At 41.7% G+C, this 21,174-nt stretch carries 23 protein-coding genes; 16 read left to right on the forward strand and 7 right to left on the reverse strand.

The window, feature by feature from the left end:
- Positions 1-366 precede the first annotated feature (366 nt).
- Positions 367-1,767, forward strand: a complete 1,401-nt coding sequence (locus tag V7K30_RS01120; protein ID WP_334996283.1) for a hypothetical protein — start codon at positions 367-369, stop codon at positions 1,765-1,767.
- A gap of 1,143 nt (positions 1,768-2,910) precedes the next feature.
- On the opposite strand, the gene V7K30_RS01125 is transcribed toward V7K30_RS01120, so the two are convergent.
- Positions 2,911-4,059: an alanine--glyoxylate aminotransferase family protein gene (locus tag V7K30_RS01125; protein WP_334996285.1), complete on the reverse strand. Its 1,149-nt coding sequence runs from the start codon at positions 4,057-4,059 to the stop codon at positions 2,911-2,913.
- On the opposite strand from V7K30_RS01125, the gene V7K30_RS01130 reads away from it, so the two are divergent.
- The 7 genes from V7K30_RS01130 (at position 4,040) to V7K30_RS01160 (ending at position 9,451) form a co-directional block, all read left to right on the forward strand.
- Positions 4,040-4,177 (forward strand): hypothetical protein, encoded by a 138-nt coding sequence (locus V7K30_RS01130; protein WP_334996287.1) that lies wholly within the window; start codon positions 4,040-4,042, stop codon positions 4,175-4,177. The genes V7K30_RS01125 and V7K30_RS01130 overlap by 20 nt on opposite strands.
- A 45-nt stretch (positions 4,178-4,222) precedes the next feature.
- Positions 4,223-4,612 (forward strand): DUF1499 domain-containing protein, encoded by a 390-nt coding sequence (locus V7K30_RS01135; protein WP_334996289.1) that lies wholly within the window; start codon positions 4,223-4,225, stop codon positions 4,610-4,612.
- A gap of 457 nt (positions 4,613-5,069) precedes the next feature.
- A complete protein-coding gene (locus V7K30_RS01140; RefSeq protein ID WP_334996291.1) occupies positions 5,070-5,222 on the forward strand; it encodes a hypothetical protein in 153 nt (50 codons plus the stop codon).
- A gap of 68 nt (positions 5,223-5,290) precedes the next feature.
- Positions 5,291-5,542, forward strand: coding sequence for a hypothetical protein (locus tag V7K30_RS01145; protein ID WP_334996293.1), 252 nt, complete (start codon positions 5,291-5,293; stop codon positions 5,540-5,542).
- A gap of 337 nt (positions 5,543-5,879) precedes the next feature.
- Positions 5,880-6,467, forward strand: a complete 588-nt coding sequence (locus V7K30_RS01150) for a LemA family protein (RefSeq protein ID WP_229461425.1) — start codon at positions 5,880-5,882, stop codon at positions 6,465-6,467.
- A 6-nt stretch (positions 6,468-6,473) separates the two neighbouring features.
- Positions 6,474-8,396 carry a M48 family metallopeptidase gene (locus V7K30_RS01155; protein WP_334996295.1) on the forward strand — a complete coding sequence of 641 codons (1,923 nt, stop codon included), beginning with the start codon at positions 6,474-6,476 and terminating at the stop codon, positions 8,394-8,396.
- A gap of 335 nt (positions 8,397-8,731) precedes the next feature.
- Positions 8,732-9,451: a hypothetical protein gene (locus V7K30_RS01160; protein WP_334996297.1), complete on the forward strand. Its 720-nt coding sequence runs from the start codon at positions 8,732-8,734 to the stop codon at positions 9,449-9,451.
- A 55-nt stretch (positions 9,452-9,506) separates the two neighbouring features.
- Here V7K30_RS01160 and V7K30_RS01165 read toward each other — a convergent pair whose 3' ends face one another.
- Complete coding sequence (locus V7K30_RS01165; RefSeq protein ID WP_334996299.1) at positions 9,507-9,647, reverse strand: hypothetical protein; 141 nt, start codon at positions 9,645-9,647, stop codon at positions 9,507-9,509.
- 4 nt (positions 9,648-9,651) lie between these two features.
- On the opposite strand from V7K30_RS01165, the gene V7K30_RS01170 reads away from it, so the two are divergent.
- Complete coding sequence (locus V7K30_RS01170) at positions 9,652-10,419, forward strand: DUF1350 family protein (protein ID WP_334996301.1); 768 nt, start codon at positions 9,652-9,654, stop codon at positions 10,417-10,419.
- Positions 10,420-10,573: 154 nt separating this feature from the next.
- Complete coding sequence (locus V7K30_RS01175) at positions 10,574-11,710, forward strand: PP2C family protein-serine/threonine phosphatase (protein WP_334996303.1); 1,137 nt, start codon at positions 10,574-10,576, stop codon at positions 11,708-11,710.
- Here V7K30_RS01175 and V7K30_RS01180 read toward each other — a convergent pair whose 3' ends face one another.
- From V7K30_RS01180 to V7K30_RS01195, 4 genes are all read right to left on the reverse strand, one after another.
- Positions 11,711-12,037 (reverse strand): STAS domain-containing protein, encoded by a 327-nt coding sequence (locus tag V7K30_RS01180; protein WP_334996305.1) that lies wholly within the window; start codon positions 12,035-12,037, stop codon positions 11,711-11,713.
- Positions 12,038-12,725: 688 nt separating this feature from the next.
- Positions 12,726-13,379 (reverse strand): nucleotide exchange factor GrpE, encoded by a 654-nt coding sequence (grpE, locus tag V7K30_RS01185; protein ID WP_334996307.1) that lies wholly within the window; start codon positions 13,377-13,379, stop codon positions 12,726-12,728.
- Positions 13,380-13,473: 94 nt separating this feature from the next.
- A complete protein-coding gene (locus tag V7K30_RS01190; protein ID WP_334996309.1) occupies positions 13,474-13,965 on the reverse strand; it encodes a Dps family protein in 492 nt (163 codons plus the stop codon).
- A 193-nt stretch (positions 13,966-14,158) separates the two neighbouring features.
- Complete coding sequence (locus V7K30_RS01195; protein WP_334996311.1) at positions 14,159-14,422, reverse strand: sulfiredoxin; 264 nt, start codon at positions 14,420-14,422, stop codon at positions 14,159-14,161.
- 262 nt (positions 14,423-14,684) lie between these two features.
- On the opposite strand from V7K30_RS01195, the gene V7K30_RS01200 reads away from it, so the two are divergent.
- Positions 14,685-16,274 (forward strand): SpoIID/LytB domain-containing protein, encoded by a 1,590-nt coding sequence (locus tag V7K30_RS01200; protein ID WP_334996313.1) that lies wholly within the window; start codon positions 14,685-14,687, stop codon positions 16,272-16,274.
- A gap of 206 nt (positions 16,275-16,480) precedes the next feature.
- Here the strand turns inward: V7K30_RS01200 and V7K30_RS01205 are convergent, their stop codons facing one another.
- Positions 16,481-16,780: a ferredoxin gene (locus V7K30_RS01205; protein ID WP_334878730.1), complete on the reverse strand. Its 300-nt coding sequence runs from the start codon at positions 16,778-16,780 to the stop codon at positions 16,481-16,483.
- A 902-nt stretch (positions 16,781-17,682) separates the two neighbouring features.
- Here V7K30_RS01205 and V7K30_RS01210 point away from each other — a divergent pair.
- The 5 genes from V7K30_RS01210 to V7K30_RS01230 all read left to right on the forward strand — a co-directional run bounded on the left by V7K30_RS01210 (position 17,683) and on the right by V7K30_RS01230 (position 21,103).
- The gene (locus V7K30_RS01210) at positions 17,683-18,705 is read left to right on the forward strand and encodes a Gfo/Idh/MocA family protein (protein WP_334996316.1); all 1,023 of its coding nucleotides are present in this window, start codon (positions 17,683-17,685) and stop codon (positions 18,703-18,705) included.
- Positions 18,705-19,490, forward strand: coding sequence for a type I methionyl aminopeptidase (map, locus tag V7K30_RS01215; protein ID WP_334996318.1), 786 nt, complete (start codon positions 18,705-18,707; stop codon positions 19,488-19,490). The genes V7K30_RS01210 and map overlap by 1 nt, the downstream gene beginning before the upstream one ends.
- 24 nt (positions 19,491-19,514) lie before the next feature.
- Complete coding sequence (locus V7K30_RS01220; RefSeq protein ID WP_334996320.1) at positions 19,515-19,892, forward strand: hypothetical protein; 378 nt, start codon at positions 19,515-19,517, stop codon at positions 19,890-19,892.
- A gap of 54 nt (positions 19,893-19,946) precedes the next feature.
- Positions 19,947-20,144 (forward strand): hypothetical protein, encoded by a 198-nt coding sequence (locus V7K30_RS01225; RefSeq protein ID WP_334996322.1) that lies wholly within the window; start codon positions 19,947-19,949, stop codon positions 20,142-20,144.
- 344 nt (positions 20,145-20,488) lie between these two features.
- Positions 20,489-21,103: a Uma2 family endonuclease gene (locus tag V7K30_RS01230; protein ID WP_334996324.1), complete on the forward strand. Its 615-nt coding sequence runs from the start codon at positions 20,489-20,491 to the stop codon at positions 21,101-21,103.
- Positions 21,104-21,174 lie beyond the last annotated feature (71 nt).

The following is a 21,174-nucleotide window of genomic DNA, read 5'->3' on the forward strand; positions in this document are numbered from 1 at the left end:
GATACAAATGGTAGAAACCCAGCCAGATGTAATCTGACTTTCTCTATTATGTATACGCACTAAGTGCGGCTTTGGGTAGGTATTACGAATTGGTATTAGGGTATGGTACATGAACAGACGCACTAGATGTTTACCCTCAAAGTTGAGGAGGTGTTTGGGCATGGTTCAACTTAGCTTAGTAAACTTTAGCGTCAAATAGCACCTATGGTATTGTGAGCTTTTTTGCCGCTGCTTTCATGCTTTGTGTGGTATGGAGTTGCAATCTTCGGTCTGTCAAACTGGGAAAAGTAATTGACTCAACTCAACTCCAGAAACTTTTGAGAGATTTTATCGGTCTGGTTCTGCAAATTCTGCAAAAATCAGCCAATGTCATCTTCTGCTCAAGGTATTCCCGGATTACCCGATTTGACGCATCCGATTGAGCTTGTCCAATTTGGAACCCAGGCGCTCAAAGCTTCACTGTTATTAGTATTTTTGGTTGTAGCTTTAGGAATTGCGATCGCACTGATAAGTTTTTCCCTGCGTCGAAGCCAGCCGGAACAAGTAATATTCATCGGCGAATGGGCTGTTCGTTATTCCCAACTGTTGCGGGGATTGCAGCATTTAACTTTGGTATTAGTTCTGTTAGTACCGGGATTTTTTCTCTGTTCAACTTTAAGCAATCGCTATCACCACTGGGAACAAGCAAGGGTGGCTCAAGTGGCTGAAAGTGTTGCAGGTGAGAAGCTCGAACAATTTGCGCCTCAAGTGCGCTACTCTATTCGAGAGCCATACTCATATACCACTCAAGTCGGTGGCAAAATAGTTAAGGTAAATGAGACACGAGAGATTAACCGCTTCTTGACGTTGGCTGGTTCGCAAATTCAAGTCAAGCTTGACCAAAGCGTAGATGTTCCAGGTCGTAGCTCAATTTATCGGGCAAATTATACTGCCGATTATAAAGTAGTTAACCAACTCAAGGATATTAATAATTTTTTCTTTGAAGCACCGCCCCCCAACGGCTACACACTGCTTGCTAGCTACAAAATCGAGCGTGATGGTACTAGGTTACAACAAACCAATCCGGGAGACTATGGCTTTCCCTTCCAGCTGCAACCAGGGGAAGAAACCACCTTTCGAGTCACATATCAGGCTAGAGGCGGGCCTCGCTGGGTTTATAGTGCAGCAGGACAGATGCTATCTAACTTCCGCCTCATCGCAATTGCTAACTTTGCTCCGGCTAATTTTGCCAGTGGTATTGAACCTGATGAGACTAAATTTGACGGACGCAGTACGCAATTTACTTGGAAATTTGACGATAATGTTTCAGTAAAAAATCCTTTTGGAGTGTTTACCAATACCGAACCTCTTCTTCACACGGGAGTAATTCCGCGGCTTTTATTGCTAGCACCAGCAATATTTTTGTGGTGGATATTATTGTTATATTTGTCACTGCCAATGAGTTTCAAAAATATAGCGATCGCTGGTAGTATTTTCTTTGCTTGTCTATTGATTTTGACCTATTTAGCTCGCGTCATCAATGCTCAGTTGGCTTGGACTTTAATTTCCATCATCTTACTAATTTTGACATGGGGTTTGGGGGCGAGTCGCAGTGCTTCTCTTGCTGCTATTATCTGCACTATTGCTGGAGCAGTATTACCCATCTTTGGATTATTAGTACCGTTCAGTGGACTAACCCTCAGCCTAGCGGGTTTACTTTCAGCCGTTTGGCTAGCAGTTCGTCACTGGTATGGCTGGTATTTGCATCCAGAAGACCAAAGATTGTAGGGCTGTAGAAGAATGCTAAAGATTAGGTGATTCCGCTATGATTAGCGAAGTTTTAGCTAACAGCATTTATGGATAACGATTTACTGGCTTTCTTTGCGGGTGCGGGGTTACTCATTCTTTATCTGATCTTTTCTGCATTGACTGAAATGGGGACTAAACTACCTTGGAAGAAATAAGCAGATGGGGCGATAAATTTCTAAAATCAAAAATCTGCAAGTTAAATGGACTGCAATAGCTAAAAAGTTTACACTTCTAAACCTCATTGGGCTTGGAAAAAGAAGTAAACATCCTTTAGGCTGAGTTAATATATTTATTGTTCGAGAGAGTGGCAAATGCGCGATCCACAGAAGAACCACATTAAAATCGAGCCGGCAACCCTCGTTTTGATTGTGTTTGTCCTAATACTCTTGCCTCTGCTGGTTGTTGGTTTTTTCTCGCAGTGAAGCTAGTGAGGAATACTCAACAAATATACTTTCCTAACGTTTTTCACAAAATGCGAACGAGTCGCACTTTGTATTGCTGTGCTATCTTAAGCCAAGCTCTGAATTGTTAATGCATCAACTTACATTGCGATTGTATCAACTTACAATGCGATTGTATCGGCTTACATTGCGATTGTATCAACTTACAATGCGATTGTATCGACTTACATTGCGATTGTATCGGCTGACATTGCGATTGTATTGGCTTACAATACAATTGTATCGACTTGCAAAAATTAACCTGCCCAGCTTTGCTTCACTCTCAAACAATGTTAGCGCGAGTTAGACAAACCTCTCCCTGCCTTGAACTAAACAGGACTTCTCTCGTTCTTATGCTCTGCATGGGAATGGCTGATTAAAGGCTCTGCCTCCAGCTAGACATTGAGGCAGAGCCTTAATGAATACATTCCCATGCAGAGCATAGGAACGAGGAAAGCCTTATCACGCTAGATATTTAGGACTTGTGTGTACAGCGTAGCCAATTTATCGGGGGGTTAGGGGGGATCGATGTTTCAGGTTTTCAATGTGTAAGTCCTGTAAGTAAAAAGAGCAAGTAAGTGTGAAGCATCAACTTTCTTTTAATTCTCAAATAATGTTAGCGCGATCGCTCTTTTTATCAGGTGCGTTAAGCTACTGTTAACGCACCATCTTACCCCGAAAACTATTTAGGTAAAACTTGCCGTAGTGCTGCTAAAAGTTGGTCAACGCTTTCCTTACGACTATTAAAGCCCATCAATCCAACGCGCCAAACTTTACCAGCTAGTTCGCCAAGACCACCGCCAATTTCAATATTATGTTCATTGAGTAACTGCCGAGCGATCGCTTTACCATCTACCCCTGCTGGAATGCAGACTGTGGTAAGCGTTGGCAGTCTATACTCTTGCTCAACGTGCATACTCAATCCTAAGTTCTCCAACCCTTCCCAGAGATATTCTACGTTCTTTTGATGCCGATGCCAGGAGTTTGCTAACCCCTCTTCTGCAAGCAAACGTAGTGCTTCCCGCAATGCATAGTATAAATTAATGGGTGCTGTATGGTGATAGGTGCGTTCAGGGCCCCAATACTTACCCAGTAACAACATATCCAAATACCAGTTTGCAACCTTTGTTTGGCGTTGCTGCAATTTTTCAACTGCACGCGCACTCATTGTAAAGGGCGAAGCACCAGGAGGGCAACCCAACCCTTTTTGGCTACAACTATAAGCTAAGTCAACTCCCCAAGCATCCAAAAACAAGGGGACACCACCCAAACTTGTGACTGAATCTACTAGTAAGAAAGTGCCAAATTCTCGACATAAATCAGCGACCCCTTCCAATGGTTGACGGGCGCCGGTGGAGGTTTCGGCATGAACTAGAGCTAAAATAGTTGGACGATGAGTTTTTAAGGCAGTTTGGAGTTCATCTAGGTTGAAGACTTGTCCCCAAGGTTTGGTAATGGTTCGCACATCGGCACCATAACGTCCAGCCATATCCACAAGGCGATTACCGAAGTAACCAGCTACACCAATTAAAACTACATCACCGGGTTCAACGGCATTGGCGATGGTTGCTTCCATTGCGGCTGTTCCCGTACCGCTGACTGCAATGGTAAGTGGGTTTTCTGTTTGCCATACGTAGCGTAGCAACGATTGAATTTCATCCATGAGTGCGAGAAAAGCTGGGTCAAGATGCCCAACGGGTGAGGTATTCATCGCTTGGAGAACTGTGGGATGAGCATTGGATGGCCCTGGCCCTAACAGTAGACGGGATGGGATTTCTAGCGGTGTGAGTTGCAAGCGCCCAGAGTCGTTGATGGAAATTGTTTGCGTCATAATCTATCTTTGCTTAGACAATACTTACCGCATCATAGAGCGATCGCATCACCAATGTTTTAGTGAATCTGCCATTTGTCAGAAGATGCGATCGCAGCAAAGTATTACAGTGATTTAAACTAAAGTGTGAGAGTATACTTATTTACTTCCTTAAGAGATAATTATGGTTTTTGCTGGCAAACGACCAACTAATTTAGGTGTTAACAAGGGCAAATTAGCACCTTGCCATAACTCCCCTAACTGTGTTTCTAGTCAGAGTCCAGATGCAACCCACAAAATTGCACCACTGACTTTTACATCTACTCCAGAACAAGCGATTACTAATCTTAAAAAGATTATTCAGTCCTTAGCAAGAACCAAAATCATTACCGAAAGCAAAGATTATTTATATGCGGAATTTAAAAGTACTTTACTGGGATTTGTGGATGATGTAGAATTCTATCTAGACCGGAATGCGAATGTTATCCAAGTGCGTTCAGCCTCGCGCTTAGGTCAGAGTAATTTGGGTGTCAATCGTCAATTAATAGAGACGATTAGAGCCAACTTAAAGTAAGTATTATGCTGTAGGTTTCAATTTCTTAAAGGGTTAAATTGGGAGTGCGATACCTGCGGTGGGCAGAGCCAACGTAATTTAAGCCACCATTCGCCAGAAAGCTTCATGAAATGCCGTCGTTGCATTATGTTAGGGCAATATGGTTGAATAATTTTAGCGATCGCTAAACGCCACTGATAGGCAGCTTCATTCGTGATGTCTCCTCTAACAATACCTTTGCGATTTTACGAAGGGCTAACATCGATTTGAACGAGATGAATACGACCGTTACCTGTGAGCTTATGGAAAATCTTGTCACATTAATTTATCATGCGCGATCGCACCGGAACCTGGGAAGACACACGCACCGCAGAAGAAATTGTTGACGAAATATATTCAAGTCGGACTGGAAGCGATGCCTAAGGCTGGCTACGCCTACGCAATTATAGCTTGTGAACTATTTACTCAATATTAAGGAATGACTGCACAAGAAAACAATAAACGAATTCAAACAAATTTAGATTTATCGCCAGAACTTTATGAGACACTAAATAATCTGGCGCAATCTATTAATGGAGATAATGCTGAGTTGCTGTTAAAAGCAAGCGCATTGATGGAAGTAGGCGTATAAGGCAAGCATATCTGGATTGTAGATGATAACCAAAACCTTGAAACTGAAATTATTGGTATCTAAACAGCATGACAGACAGAACAGATTTATCAAAAATAATTGCCAGCAAAGGCGACAATCCACTAATTCTGTCAACAGAAGATTTGCAGTCACAAGAAGATGCAGAACTTGGGCGAAAACTGCGGGAACTCAAGTTTAAACAGGAACTAAGAAAAGATTGGATTTTATTTATTGTCAGGGATGTAGTAATTTTTCCCGCCGCCATCCTTTTTATTTTTGCTGTCAGTGGTTATTCCCTATTTACTCAGATTCATAGGTAACTTATCTGGCTACAATTTTTAATCAACCACAGAGGCGCAGAGTACACAGAGAAAAGAGAGATGATAGAGTTCACAAACAATTTGGAATTGTTGGAAATTATTTTTCTTGTCTCTGTGTTTTTTTCTCTCTGCGTTCTCTGTGCCTCTGTGGTTATTTAAAAAATCTTAAAACTTATCTAGCTCAGTGCAATTGCGTAACTAGTTTTACAGACGACGAAGCCAACTTGCTACAAGTAGACTCATCTTTATATCCACACAAATTTTCCTGGATATCAAAGATTACCGTGATTGGTAAATCTGCAAAAAAGTAAGTACCTAATGGAAATAATCTAAAAATATGGGGCTTTTAATATTTTCTGTTGCTTTAGTTGCCATTGTTGCTGTAATTATCATTAATGGCTACAACGATTTAGTCAAGTATCGCAATCGTTACAAAAATGCTTACTCTCAAATCGATGTTCAATTACAGCGCCGCTATGACTTAATTCCCAACTTAGTGGAAACTGCCAAAGGGTACATGAAACATGAGCGAGAAACCTTAGAAGCAGTTATAGCGGCTCGGAATTCTGCAATTAATGCTAGCAGTCGTGCCGCACAAAATCCCGGCGATCCCCAAGCGATGCAACAGTTGGGCAATGCTGAAGGGGCGCTGACGGGTGCGTTAAGTCGCTTGATGGTACTTTCAGAATCTTATCCAGAATTGAAAGCCGATCGCGCCATGACTCAGGTAATGGAAGAATTATCTTCCACCGAAAACCGGATTGCTTTTGCACGTCAGGCTTTTAATGACGCGGTGACACTTTACAACACCAAGAGCGAATCTTTCCCCAGCAACCTTGTAGCAAATACTTTTAACTTTACTGTTGCAGAATTGCTCGCCGAAGCTACTCCAGAAATGAGAAATGCTCCACGCGTGTCTTTTTAGGTATCTATGAATTTCTTTGAACATCAGGATCGGGCACGCCAAAATACGCAACAATTAATCGGGTTATTTTCCCTATCGATCGCAGTCATGATTATTGCGATTTATATTGCCACTTTATTTCTGTTCCGCATGGCTCCTCGTGTTTGGTGGCATCCAGGATTATTTCTCTATGTGGCTGGGATTACAATAATTGCGATCGCAGTGGGAAGTCTGTATAAAATTGCTTGTCTCCGGCAGGGCGGAAGCGTAATTGCTCAGGAGTTGGGGGGAAGACTCCTGCTACCAGAAACGGCAGATGAACAAGGGCGACAACTATTAAATATTGTCGAGGAAATGGTGATCGCTTCTGGTATTTCCGTGCCAGAAGTTTATCTCCTTGAAAGAGAAACCAGCATTAATGCCTTTGCTGCCGGATTTACGCCCAATGATGCTGTAATTGGAGTTACCCGTGGAACTTTGCAACACCTGAGCCGGGATGAGCTACAAGGAGTCATCGGCCACGAATTCAGTCATATTCTCAATGGAGATATGCGGCTAAATTTGCGTTTGGTGGGACTACTGCACGGGATTTTGTTCATTTATTTAACCGGGGAATTGCTGTGGCGCATTCGTGGTAGTTCCCGCGAAGACAAGGGTTTGCCCCTGTGGGCTTTTGGCTTGGGACTGATGGGAATTGGCAGTATCGGATTACTCTGCGGCCGCCTGATTAAAGCCGCCGTCTCTCGCCAACGCGAATTTCTTGCTGATGCTTCGGCTGTACAGTTCACTCGCAACCCCAATGGACTTACCGGAGTCTTCCAAAAACTCCAACAGATGGACTCACGCCTGATTTCGCCCGGAGCAGAAGCCGCTAGCCATATGTTTTTTGGCAATGCCCTTAACCCCTCTTTCTGGGAAGATATGTTTTCTACCCACCCACCCCTAGCAGAACGTATCCGCCGCGTTGGGGGTTTGAACGCGCGCAATTTAGCAGCAATGCCATCTCGTAATCAGATGCGTTCCCCTTCCCAGGAATCCCTAACAATGGGCTTTGCTGGTGGTTCTAACGCCACGCCAGAAGAGATAGTAAACCAGGTGGGAAGGGTAACACCAGAGCATTTTGCCCATGCTCAAGCGCTGTTGTCGCAGTTACCAGAATCCCTGCGTTTGGGTGTGCGGGAGCAGCAAAGTGCAATGGCGATCGCTTTTGCGCTAGCGTTAGATACGGAAAATCTCCAGATCCAAGAACGTCAAATTGCTTGGTTACGCGAGGTGCAGCCTGTTGATTTGGTAGACAAAACCCTGGAATTTAGTAGTGAAATTAGCCAGTTAGATCCTAGAATTCGCTTGCCACTTGTGGATTTGGCAGTACCGGTATTACGCCAAAATTCTGCCAAAGAATGCCAAAGGCTGTGCAAATGCCTCCACGGTTTAGTTACAGCCACCGGAAGTTTATCACTGTGGCATTTTGTGTTGCAGTTAATACTGTGGCATCGTCTCCAACCTAGTATAAATCCTCCGTCGGCTACAACGGTAGAATTCACCTCCATCGAACAGATTTGGCCAGATAGTCTATTAGTACTGTCCGCAATTGCCCGCGTTGGACACTCTCAACCCGATGCGTATACTGAAGACATCGCCTATGCTTTTCGTTCTGGAGTTTTTCGACTTCCCAAAGCCGGAGAGCAAGAAAAACCAGACATACCACTTACTTGTAATTTCACTGAACTCAAAAAGAGTATTGAGCGCCTCCGCCTTGCCAGTCCCAAACTCAAGCAAGCTATTGTTGATGCCTGCGCCCACACGGTACTATTAGATAACAAAGTTACACATTCAGAAGCAGATTTACTAAGAGCGATCGCCATGATGCTAGACTGTCCCATCCCCCCATTTTTAAACCCTCAGCGTGGCGTTTCAAAACAGAAACAATCTTCTCCAAAGCAAAGTTAATGTAACAAGTGAGACGCGATTATTTATAACTATACAAATAAAGTCCGTTTTTGCGGGCTTTTCCATTATTCTTTCTTGTAGTTGCAAATGGCTGTTTACCAGGACAATAACCTGTTGCATTTTCATTGCATTTACAGGCAATTGATTTATCTTCGTTCTTGTTCTCTTATACTATAAATAGTTATCTTGGCAAAAGAGTATCATATTGTACAAAAATTCTTGACATTGCCTAAAAGTCTTAACTTGTCTGAAAAAGTTTAGACAAAATGCCAGCATTCCAGAAATTTGATTGCTATATTAGATTAAATAACTATTCTGGCAAGGGTTGAAAAGCTGTGCGGGATGATTTACAGGGCTTGAAAATTAGTCAGGATGATCTGCAAAAGCTGACTAATTTGCCTGTCAATGAGGAAATTTTAATCATTACAAATCCTCTGAAAAAATTAGCATATATGTATATGCAAAAACTTAAAAGTTCTGAAGGGGCAACTGTAGTTTTTATTGGATTTTCTACATTTGTTTTTGTTTATATTTTATTTGATATAATTATTAAAATCTTTGTTACATGGATAACAATTCCATCTTGGATATTGTTAATTATCTTAGGACTTTGGATTGGTGGTCTGACGCAAAGTATCTTATATTTAATATGGAAAGCTAGAAATAAAATTGTCAAAAATAATATGACGAATTCTCTGCAAATTCTGTTAAATGAGGTTAATAGATATAATACTGTTATTAGAGTAATAGATATCAATGACCAAATAGAAGAAGCTGGCAATCCAGAAGTAATTATAAAGGAAAGAGAGGGTGTTATCGAAGCGCTTAAACTCACAAAAACTGATTTAGTTCGCGCTTTGAAGACAGAAAGGATTTTGAGAGAGAATAAGAGCTTTCTCCTTAGTAATACAGAGCTATTCGTCAACAATTTGGCAACTTTAACAGCCATGCAAGTAAATGAACAGGCTACTGAGCATGGAAGGTTGCTCAATGAAGCATTACAAATTGCATTAGATGTGCAACACGAAATGAAAAAATTACAGACTCAGCGTTAAAACCAATACTCAGGACAACGTGCGTAAAAGAAGTGATTGGAGAACGCGTAGATGCTCAGGGTAAGTCCATAGACGCTGCCGGATGGGTTAACTTGCAACCTACTAGCCAGATATTCTCAATGGCTTTTTCCATAATCCTTCCCACGGTTGCAATCCCCGGTCTAACATAAAGAATATCAAGAAAGTGATCGCTCATCGGCATGGACTGGAAAGAAGTTAGAGGCAACTGGGTAATCATTCCCCGAAATCCCATAGGGATCATTCATTTTTTAGGAGGTGCATTTGTCGCCACTGCACCGCACATCACTTATCGCTGGTTGCTCGAACAACTGGCAAGTAAAGGTTATGTTGTAATTGCTACGCCTTTTGTCAATACATTGGATCATACTGCGATCGCACAATCCGTACTGCTAAACTTTGACCGCACTCTCGAACGCCTACACGACTCTGGGGCATTACGCAAGCTTTACTTCCCCATCTACGGCGTTGGACACAGCATGGGCTGTAAACTTCACTTGCTGATTGGTAGCCTCTTTAAAGTAGAACGTGCAGGCAATATTTTAATATCCTTCAATAACTACGCCGCTAAAGAAGCTATCCCCCTAGTAGAACAGTTCAATTCTACTTTGAAAATCGAGTTTACCCCCTCACCGTTGGAAACTAACAAGCTTCTCCAAGAACGTTACAATATCCGGCGCAATTTATTAATAAAATTTAGCAATGACACCATTGATCAATCGGCAGCTTTAACCAAAATCTTACAAGAACGCTTTGATGAGATGGTGACAGCACAAACGTTACCAGGAACTCACACAACACCTCTAGGTCAAGATATTAAATGGCAAACTGGAACATCTTTCACCCCCTTTGACGCATTAGGACAATGGTTCAAGCAAGAAGCATACCGCGATTTGAATCAGCTAAAAAATACTATCCTCTTGTGGATGAATCCTCTTGCACCCCCATAATATTTTATGACGTTAAAAAGTCATAAATTCGACGGGAAAATATAAATGAGTTAGTAGTATCTCTGTATTTATACTACTAACTCATTCGCCAATATCGGATTTTTATTTTCTATTTTTACAGCCATTTATTAATGAGTGTTTCCTACAATTTTCTATGTTTCAAATACTAGTAATTGATGACGACTATTCAATAAAAATACTCCTGAAAAGGATGTTGGAAAAACAGGGTTATGAGGTAGTTACTGCCAGTAGCGGCGAGGAAGGAATAGAAAAAGCAGTAGCTTATCGTCCAGCACTAATTATTTGTGATTGGATCATGCCGGGTTTGACTGGACTGGAAGTTTGCCAACGCATTAAGACAGACCCAAAATTTTATACCACATTCTTTATTTTATTAACATCCTTAGATTCCGTTGCCGATTGCGTCAAAGGTTTAGATGCTGGTGCTGATGATTTTATCTCCAAACCTATCGAGCATAATGAATTACAAGCACGGGTAAGAGCAGGATTACGCCTGCATCAGTTGAGTAGAGATTTGCAGGCTCAAAAGTTGCTTTTAGAATCAGAAATGTCAGAAGCAGCAGAATATGTGCGATCGCTCCTGCCTCTTTCAATGACCGAACCCTTTAATATAAATTTCCGATTCATTCCCTCGCGACAACTTGGCGGTGACTGTTTCGATTACTATTGGCTCGATGCTGATTATCTGGCAATTTACTTACTGGATACTGCCGGACATGGACTGAAAGCTACTCTTCCCTCTGTTTCAGTGCTGAATTTACTGCGTTCCCGTGCGCTCAAAAGTCTGAATTATTATCAACCTAGTGATGTATTGAAGGCTTTGAATGATACCTTTCAGATGGATTATCAAAACGACAAATACTTTACGATTTGGTACGGAGTTTACAACCGAATCAACCGCCAGTTAATTTATGCTAGTGCAGGTCATCCACCAGCAGTTTTAGTAACAGGCACATCTCCAAGAAAGTCTGAAGTTAAACTCTTAAAATCTCCCGGTATGCCAGTTGGAATGTTTCCAGAGGCAAAATATGTTGATGGGTTTTGCAATATTGAAAAGTTCAGTTCCCTTTACATTTTTAGTGATGGCGCTTATGAAATCACTAAATCAGATGGCACACTTTGGAGTTTGGATGCTTTTATTCAGCTACTAGTTAGCTTACAAGATCCTGTTGATTGCCAACTTGATCGCGTACTGAGTTATTTAATCGCTCTGAACTCCAAAGATGCTTTTGATGATGATTTATCTATTTTGCAAATTAACTTTGATTAATTAACTATTTGAGACTATAACCTGATTAAATGCGTCTTGGCTGGGAAATATTTCAAATACTTTATCCATATTAGTCAGTTCAAATAATATCCTGACTTGCTCATTAATTGAGCAGAGAACAAGCTTACTATCCGCGGCTCGCAAGGTTTTGAAAGCTAATACTAAGGCTCCCAAACCGGAACTATCCATAAACGTTACATCTTGAAAATCAACTAACACAATTTTTGCACCACTTAGTAAAATATTAGTAATATTTTGTCGAAATTCTTGTGAAGTTGTGGCGTTTAAATTTCCGCTGAGTTTAATAACTTTCACTTGTTCTCTCATAATTATGTCACGCTAATTTGTGTAAATGATGGTCTGATTTCGCTATTATATACCCATCATAGAATATTTGAAAATGCCTGTAAAATAAAATATAAGATTAACTATTGAGTAAAGATTAATAATTAATTTGGATGAATAAAGATTAACTATCAATATTTCAATCTATTTTTTTGTAATTATAAAAATAATATTATTTTCATTAAATATAGTTTTCTTACTAGGAAAAAACTAATTATAAATAAACAAGATAAGTAAGTCAGCATGGTAAAAATATGTATATTTAGTTTTGTAATAAGGTTGGAATGGCTGATTTATAAGCTGTTTGCTGATTTGAGGTTTCGTCACATAGGTTGATTTTTTAACGCCGACTTACTTGCATCTCATTTATGTAGATATATACTTACCTACAAGCTGAAGTTACTGCTTTTGAGATTATTTCCCAAATATTTTTTTATTTATGTCCAATTGCTTACATTATTGAAATAATTTACCTCTGGAGTAACGCTCTATAGCAAAAAATTTCGGTTTTAGCAGTGCCAACCAAGCTCGAACCTACACCAATGCTCCAATAGGAAGTTCTTTGAGGCGATCGCCTCTGCCATTTTAGTATTCCCAATGTCTATAACTTCTCAACAGATAATGCCAAAAGTGAGGAGTTATGATTTATAACTCTTGACTCCTAACTCCCTCAGACAGAACTCACTTTGGCTCTGTAAAGCAGCTTCTCACCTTGAAGATACCCAGTGTAGCGCACCTTGACTATTTCTCCAGGTTGTGCGGTTCCCTCCATCAATTGGTGCAGTTGGGGATCATAAGGTAATTCGGCTCCCACGGGTGCGATCGCTTCCACTCCCCACGCCTGTAAAAGCTTTTCTAGGGGTTTCTGCACCAACGGTACTATTTTGACTGCTGCTAGCTGTGGATTCTCCTGCGCTTTCTGTGCTGCTGTTGGCCATTGCAATAATAAAGACTCCAGCAGTTGCAAACTTGACTGCTGGAGTTCTTGTAGTAATATCTCTCGCTGCTGTTCTATTTGTTGCTGCGATCGCTGGTACTCTTTTCTTAAATCTGCAATTTCTTCTAATAATTCCTGAGTAGGTGCTACTTTCTCTTGTAACAACTCTACCGTTGAAAAAGTTGCGATTAATTCATTCAATGGCATCTGTAGCACTGGCGACAGCTTGAGCAGCACATCTACCCGCATCTGCTCTAGTTTTCCTTGTCGTAACCGCAAAAGTTGACGCTCTGAGACGCCAGCAGCGCGACTCAGCGCTTTAAAACTAGAAATACCCACCTGTTGCATTAAATCTTGCAACTTTTGGGTGAAATAAATATTGGGCATGGGGAATGGGGATTGGGGATTGGGGATTGGGTACTGGGTATTGGGGATTGGATTGCTTATCTTCCTTGTCTCCCTAGTCCCCAGTCCCTATTCCCTATTCTTCCAGCAAACTTCTCAACATCCAAGCTGTCTTTTCGTGTACTTGCATCCGCTGAGTCAATAAATCGGCGGTAGGTTCGTCGTTAACTTCCTCTACCACGGGAAAAATAGACCGTGCAGTTCTGACTACGGCTTCTTGTCCTTCCACTAATAAGCCGATCATTTCCACAGCTTTAGGAACTCCGGGAGTTTCTGGAATCGAACTCAGTTTGGCATATTCGCTGTAGGTTCCTGGTGCGGGATAGCCAAGCGCTCTAATTCTCTCCGCAATTAAATCAACTGCTAAGGCTAATTCTGTATACTGAGTCTCAAACATCAAATGCAATGTTTGGAACATCGGCCCTGTTACATTCCAATGAAAGTTATGAGTTTTTAGATACAGCGTATAAGTATCAGCCAACAGGTGAGATAAACCCTCAGCAATTTTAGCCCTACTCGCCTCGTCAATGCCGATATTTACATTTTTGACTGTTACTTTCGATGACATAATTTTCTCCTAATTAGGTTATATGTAATTGAACATGGGTATAGAGAATGGGCATGGGCACAGTCAGTTAGGAGTTAGGAGTTAGGAGTTAGGAGTTAGGAGTTGTAAGTTAGGAGTTAAAAGTTATTTCTCTCCCCCTGCTTCCCCTGCTTCCCCTGCTTCCCCTGCTCCCCCTGCTCCCCACTCTCATTCTCTATGCCAAGTGCATCTTCAGAACACTACGTGGTGCTTTACGGACTCTGGCTAAAACGGTTTCTTTGCCTAAACGCTGGCAAGCTTCATACCGATGGCAACCAGAAAAGCCATAATATTGTCCATCTACTTCTAGGACATCTATCGGTTCTTGCTGCCCAATCTCCGCAATCGATTCCATTAAAGCTTGCACTTTATTTGGATCGTTTACACGGGGCAACGGCCGTTTTATCTGATTTAATGGAATTTCTTGGACTTTAACCATAAGGAGTTTATCCAACTAGTTCTGTTTTGTGTCTCTAAATAAATCATAGTCATTATGACTTCGTTTTGCAACTACTTTGGGCAAAACTGGTAATGGTATCATTGGAGCACTCATGCGACAAAAAAACCGCGCTACAAAGCAATTGGAAAATCAGCTCCAACGCCGTATTAAGGGGCAGAAAACGCTTGATTACTCGCTACTACTTCTCTACGAGACACTGCGCGTAGCTTGCTTCCCCGTAGGGGTACGCTATCAGATAGCCATGAAATTTTCGTTTTGGCGTTTTTCCCACACTGTGCTGACAACATTTTGTCTATTGGGACTAACTGCTGCATCAGGGCCTGAGAGCAACATCCAGGATATGGAACTGAAAATTGGGATTGTGCAGCGATTTGGCTCACAACCGACAGCCAAGCTGCAACTGGAACCCATAAAAGGCGATCGCTTAAAGCTAAAATTTCAAGCGGACAACAAGCAGGAAATTCTGTTTACTAAGAACCCTGTAAAGCTGGAAACAGTCATGCAAGCTTTACCCCAGCCAGCAGTCGAAGAAGTGGTAGTTTTGGGCACATACCGCACTTTTGAAACTGCGGAAGACAGTGCTAATAAATGGCGTTCTCAGGGAATGGAAGTGGAAATAGCCCAGCCAGAACGCTGGCAGGTTTGGGCAAAACGAGATGTTTATAGCACTCCTTTACTGCGACGCTTGTTATTGCAGAACATCCAAGCTTCTACCAAAGAAAAAGTATATCTTGATACTAAAGTTTTAAAACAAGTGCCGCGAGTTAGTTGGGTGGTGGATGGTAAACGCTATAGCCCAAATGATTTGGAAATCAGCACTGATAAAAACTTGATTCGGGTGAATAAAAGCGAAAAACCAGAAAATGCTCGTCTTTATGCTGGGCGACTGAATTTGCAACCGAATGCCTACGGCACATACACTCTAGTTAATCAAGTACCCTTAGAAACTTATTTGCGTGGGGTTCTGCCTTACGAAATAGGCACGGATGTACCAACAACGGCGCTGGAAGCCCAGGCAATTCTCGCCCGGACTTATGCCTTGAGAAATTTACGCAGGTTTGCCGCAGATAACTATCAGTTGTGTGCTGATACTCACTGCCAAGTTTATTATGGGCTGAATGGGGCGGCCGCCAAAACAGACCGAGCGATCGCCTCAACCAGGGGTAAGGTACTAACTTATAAAAATGAACTAGTAGACGCCCTGTATTCTTCCACTACTGGTGGCGTTACAGCCTCCTTCAGCGATGTCTGGAATGGCGAGGATCGTCCCTACCTGCGCCCTGTACTGGATGCTCCGACTAATTTTTGGGACTTGTCTAAGCAGAGTTTAGCAGATGAAAAGAACTTCCAAAAATTTATTAATACGCAACAAGGATTTAATGAAAGCAAGTGGGATATGTTTCGTTGGCATAAGGAAACCCCTTTAAAGGATATTACCAAGGACTTGCAGAAATTTTTACAGGTGAAGAACAGTCCCGATGCCAAATTTAAGACAATTCAGGCTATGGCAGTAGTGAAGCGAAGTCAGAGTGGACGCATTCTTGAACTCGCGGTTAAAACTGATCACAGCACCTTTGTTCTCCACAAAGACGAAGTTCGTAGTGCCTTTGCTGCTCCTAAGAGTACGCTATTTTACATAGAACCCCTGAACAAAGGCAAACCCGAACTGTGGGGATACGCTTTTATTGGGGGTGGATTAGGACATGGAGTCGGCTTGAGTCAAACTGGCGCTCAAAATTTAGCTAAATTAGGTTGGTCAAGTGCAAAAATTCTCCAATTCTACTATCCTGGTACTCAGATTAAAATTCTCAGCAAAGAGACTAAACTTTAAGTTAATCGGGAAACTCCATACTTAAAAAATCAAGCAGGAACACAGTAAATTTTGTGTTCCTGCTCAATACTAAATTAGGCTTTTTGTCAAAGTCGCTTTAAGAGGTACACACGGCATTGGGAGGGTGTTGACCCTACGATGCCCTGCTTTTATTTTTTCAACATGATTAACTCTTGCAAGAGGTTTATTGTTGAGGCACCCAACTCTTAGTAGAGTTCTTCTTCTTTGTGAGTTTCGATTGTCACGTCAGAGGTTGGGTAGGCCACACAGGTCAGCACATATCCAGCTTCTATTTGATCGTCATCTAAGAATGACTGGTCTCCTTGATCAACGGTACCCTTTACGAGTTTACCTGCACAGGTCGAGCAAGCACCAGCGCGGCAAGAGTAAGGCAGGTCAAGACCAGCTTCTTCGGCAGCGTCTAGAATATAGGTATCGTCATCAACGTCAAGTGTTTGGTTCAGCCCTTCGGCCTCGTTGACTAGTGTCACTTTATAAGTTGGCATTGAGTAATCCTCTCTTTTGCAAAGGGCAGTATAAGTTATCTTTAGGCAAAGGTAACGGCTGTTCTGTGGGATTAGCCGCTGGTTCAAAGTTTGCTTCAATTCTGATACTACGAGAAAAATTAAACGATGTAACTGGAAATTGAACCCGATTAGTAATGAAATTTAGTTGCTTAATCCTGATAAGTTTTATTTATATTAATTCCGGCACTAGTCAGGCTGTGATTAGAAAAAACTATCTAAGAGATGAAAAAACATGAATAGGATTAATGCCACCTATATTTTGTAAGACTTACGCAGAAGAGATCCCTAACTTCCCTTAAAAAGCATAGCTGTTTCATTCGATCAGGTTCAGGTAGAGATTTTGTCAATATTATGAGCGAGAAATAAGCTTTGAGTTGGTAATCCAAAAATTACCGCTACAACTCCGTAAATTTAAGTGCGTTCTGCGCTTCTGGTGCAAGACGCTCCGCGATCGCCATGATAATTGTTGAATCAGATTTTTTAATCACCTGATTTTTTGGGGTTAAACGCTTGTAAATTAGCACCTTTTAAGGAACGAAATAGCCCTACCCTTAAAAAGAGAGCTTTTAAGCCTTGCTCAAAGGGATCTAGGTTTTAGGTTTTCATTATGTAAGTCCTGATTTAAATGCTCTTCCAATTGGTTTTTTTTGCCTCCTCTTCTCCTTCTGCTGTGGTTGATGCTGCGCTTCGTAAGCTTTAAGAGTAGGGGTACAAGAACGACTACATCGAACTGCATCCGTATTTCTGCCTAGCTTCAAATAAAGTCGCTCATCCGTCCTTGAGAGGGTAGGACGAATGTTGTAGAGTCTAGACTGGTGAAATGAACAGAGAATCTCACCACTAGAAGCGTGGCAGGATCAAAAACAGAACTAGTGAGGATCATGTATAATTCAGAAGCAGCTTTGGAAAAAGCAAGAGTGCGTGTAGGTTTGGTGGGTACTGGGTATGCGGCAAAGTTTCGATCTGAAGCATTTCTCCATGATGAGCGAATGCGATCGCATTTAGTCGCAGTTATTGGTCATACCGCAGAAAAAACAGAAACCTTTGCCAAAGAGTACGAGATTGAAGCGTTGAGTTCTTGGCAAGAGCTAGTAGAGCGCGAAGATATAGACTTGGTGGTGATTTGCACTATTAATCGAGATCATGGTGCGATCGCTCGTGCAGCGCTTACCAACGGCAAACATGTGATTGTGGAGTATCCTCTCTCGTTGGATGTGGCTGAAGCTGAGGAACTTATTGCCTTAGCCAAAGCACAACAAAAACTCCTGCACGTTGAACACCTGGAACTTTTGGGTGGTTTGCATCAAGCCTTAAAGCAAAACTTAGCCAAAATTGGTGAGGTGTTTTATGTTCGCTACAGCACCATCAATCCCCAGAATCCCGCACCCCGCAAATGGACTTATAACCACGAATTATTCGGCTTTCCCTTAATTGGTGCGCTGTCTCGCCTACATCGTCTCACCGATTTATTTGGTAAAGTATTTACTGTTAACTGTCACCAGCGATATTGGGAAATAGAACCGGAATATTACCAAACCTGTTTCTGCACTAGTGAACTGTGCTTTAACAGTGGACTTTTAGCCCAAGTAGTCTATGGCAAAGGTGAAAGTATTTGGCAATCAGAACGCAAGTTTGAAGTTCACGGTGAAAAAGGTGGTTTAATTTTTGATGGTGACACAGGAATTTTCATCCAGCCAGGGGAAACAACACCTATAGAGGTTGAACCTCGCCGGGGTTTGTTCGCCAAAGACACGAGTATGGTGTTAGATCATCTTTTTGATGGCACTCCTTTGTACGTTACCCCAGAGGAGAGCTTATATACCCTAAAAGTTGCTGATGCTGCACAAAGAGCTGCACAGACAGGGTTAACTATGTTTATGAAAGATACTTTAGATAAAAGTTAATGAAAACTGAACTAATTGTGATTTTATCCCAGCGAGAATTAGACAAAATGCGACAAGCTGGGCGTTTAGCAGCCAAACTTCTCCAGCATCTCGAACCGTTTGTGAAGCCAGGGGTTAGCACTCTTGAACTAAATGATGAAGCCGAACGTTGGACACAAGCGCATGGAGCAAAAAGCGCACCCCTTGGTTATAAGGGTTATCCTAAATCGATTTGCACTAGTGTAAATGAGGTAATTTGTCATGGCATTCCCAACGCCAAGCAAATCCTCAAAGAAGGTGACATCATTAATATTGATGTGACGCCGATTGTTGAGGGTTATCACGGCGATACATCCAAGACATTTTTTGTTGGTACTCCTTCCCCAAAAACGAGAAAGCTGGTAGAGGTGACAGAGGAATGTCTCCGCTTGGGTATTGCTGAAGTTAAACCTGGGGCACGCATTGGTGATATTGGTGCAGCCATTCAAGAGTATGCTGAAGCACAAGGCTTTTCTGTAGTGCGAGATTTCGTTGGACACGGCATCAGTAACATTTTCCATACTGCACCCGATGTTCCTCACTATGGCACACGCGGGAAGGGCAAGCGCCTCAGACCAGGGATGGTTTTTACTATTGAGCCAATGATTAACGAAGGCACTTACGAAGTCGAGCTTCTGGGCGATAAATGGACTGCGGTAACGCGCGATCGCCAGCTTTCTGCTCAATGTGAGCATACCTTAGCTGTAACTGAAGATGGGGTTGAAATCCTTACCCTACCAGAAGGCGAGAATTACTGGGCTGGTTGATTTTTCTACTACTTGATTAACATAATGGCTCAAACTCTTGCTGCGGAAAACCCCACACTTGAGCAACTAATATTGCTCTATGGATTAGAGTTAGTTGATTCGGAAGAATTCTTTCGAGAGTGGCAAGATGACTTACCAGAAGTAACAAACTTAGAACAGCAGCTATTGGATCAAATCAAGGCAGGTTACATAAATTTACGAAACTATCCGCCTTTATTAGAAAATACAATTAACACGACTGTTTTATCGCCACTGCTATTCATTGGCAAATTTTATTTACCTCCTTTTCACCTCAAATTAGAGAAATCTATCGAGATTGAAACACAAGACAACCAAACTATCATCAAAGGACGAATTGACTTCTTACTTCTAAATCAAAAATTCTGGGTAACAGTCATTTAGTCAAAACAGGTTGCTTATTCTGTAGAAGCAGGACTTGACCAAATTTTGGCATATATGCTGGCTGCTCCCCAGTCACAAGATATAGTATTTGGCATGATTACTTCTGGTGGCAGTTTTATGTTCATTAAACTGCTCAAAGGCTATCCTCCTCGTTATGCCACTTCAGATATTTTTGATATCCGTAACCGTGGTAATGATTTATATAATGTACTCCAGATTTTGAAGCGTATTAGTCAATTGACTTTTGCCTAATTAAAGGTAGTTAGGAACGTGGATTAAATAAAATGCAAAACTTCATCCTGTCTCTAGCTTCCCTCTCCTTTATAAGGAGAGGGATTGAGGGTGAGGTAAGCCAGGGACATAAATTGTATGTTATTTAATTCTTATCCCTTAAAATACAATACGGTTCAGTTAAGCATTTTTTTCTTCTCTTACTTTGCGTTCTTTGCGCCAACTCTTGGAGACGCTTTGCGAACGCGGTTCGTTAAAAAAATGTACTTTGATAAAGAGTTAAGCCTTAACTAAACGGTATTGCCTTAGAATAATCAAGAGCAGCAATACCTGCTCTACTTCTGAACCTGGAAGGACAAATCTCTATGGTCTCAGCCACTATTAATACAGCTACTATTAGCTCTGAGGCATTCGTTGCTGGCTATCTAGATGATATACGCTACGAGTTAATCGATGGAGAACTAATCGACTTGGAACCCACTGGACTTCATGAACAAGTAGCTGGGTTAATTAATCGTAAGCTCAACGTAGCAATTGATCTGCTCAACTTGCCTTGGTTTATTCCTATGAAATGCCTGATTAAACCATTAGGTCAAAATTCAGCCTTTAGACCAGATATTGTGATTCTTGATCAGACCGGTTTGGCGAATGAGCCACTATGGAAAACTGAACCAGTGATTACATTAGGCAAGTCTGTGAAATTGGTAGTGGAGGTTGTCAGTACTAATTGGCAGAATGACTATGCCCGTAAAGTAGAAGATTACGAAGCTTTCGGCATTGGAGAGTATTGGATCACAGATTATCTAGGGCTAGGAGGCAAGCGCTACATTGGCTTATCCAAAGAACCTGTAATTACAATTTATCAGTTAGTCAATGGAACTTATCAAGGACAACAGTTTAGGGGAACAGAACGCCTGATCTCCCAAACATTTCCAGACCTGAATTTGACCGCAGAAGAGATATTTGTCGCAGGTCGCTAGAGTTAGGGATTGGGAAACACATGGCGCTCTTTGGGGAGAAGTATTTACACTTCTTAAAAATAAGAAAAAAA

The organism is Nostoc sp., assembly GCF_036917655.1.
Classification (GTDB): Bacteria; Cyanobacteriota; Cyanobacteriia; order Cyanobacteriales; family Nostocaceae; genus Nostoc.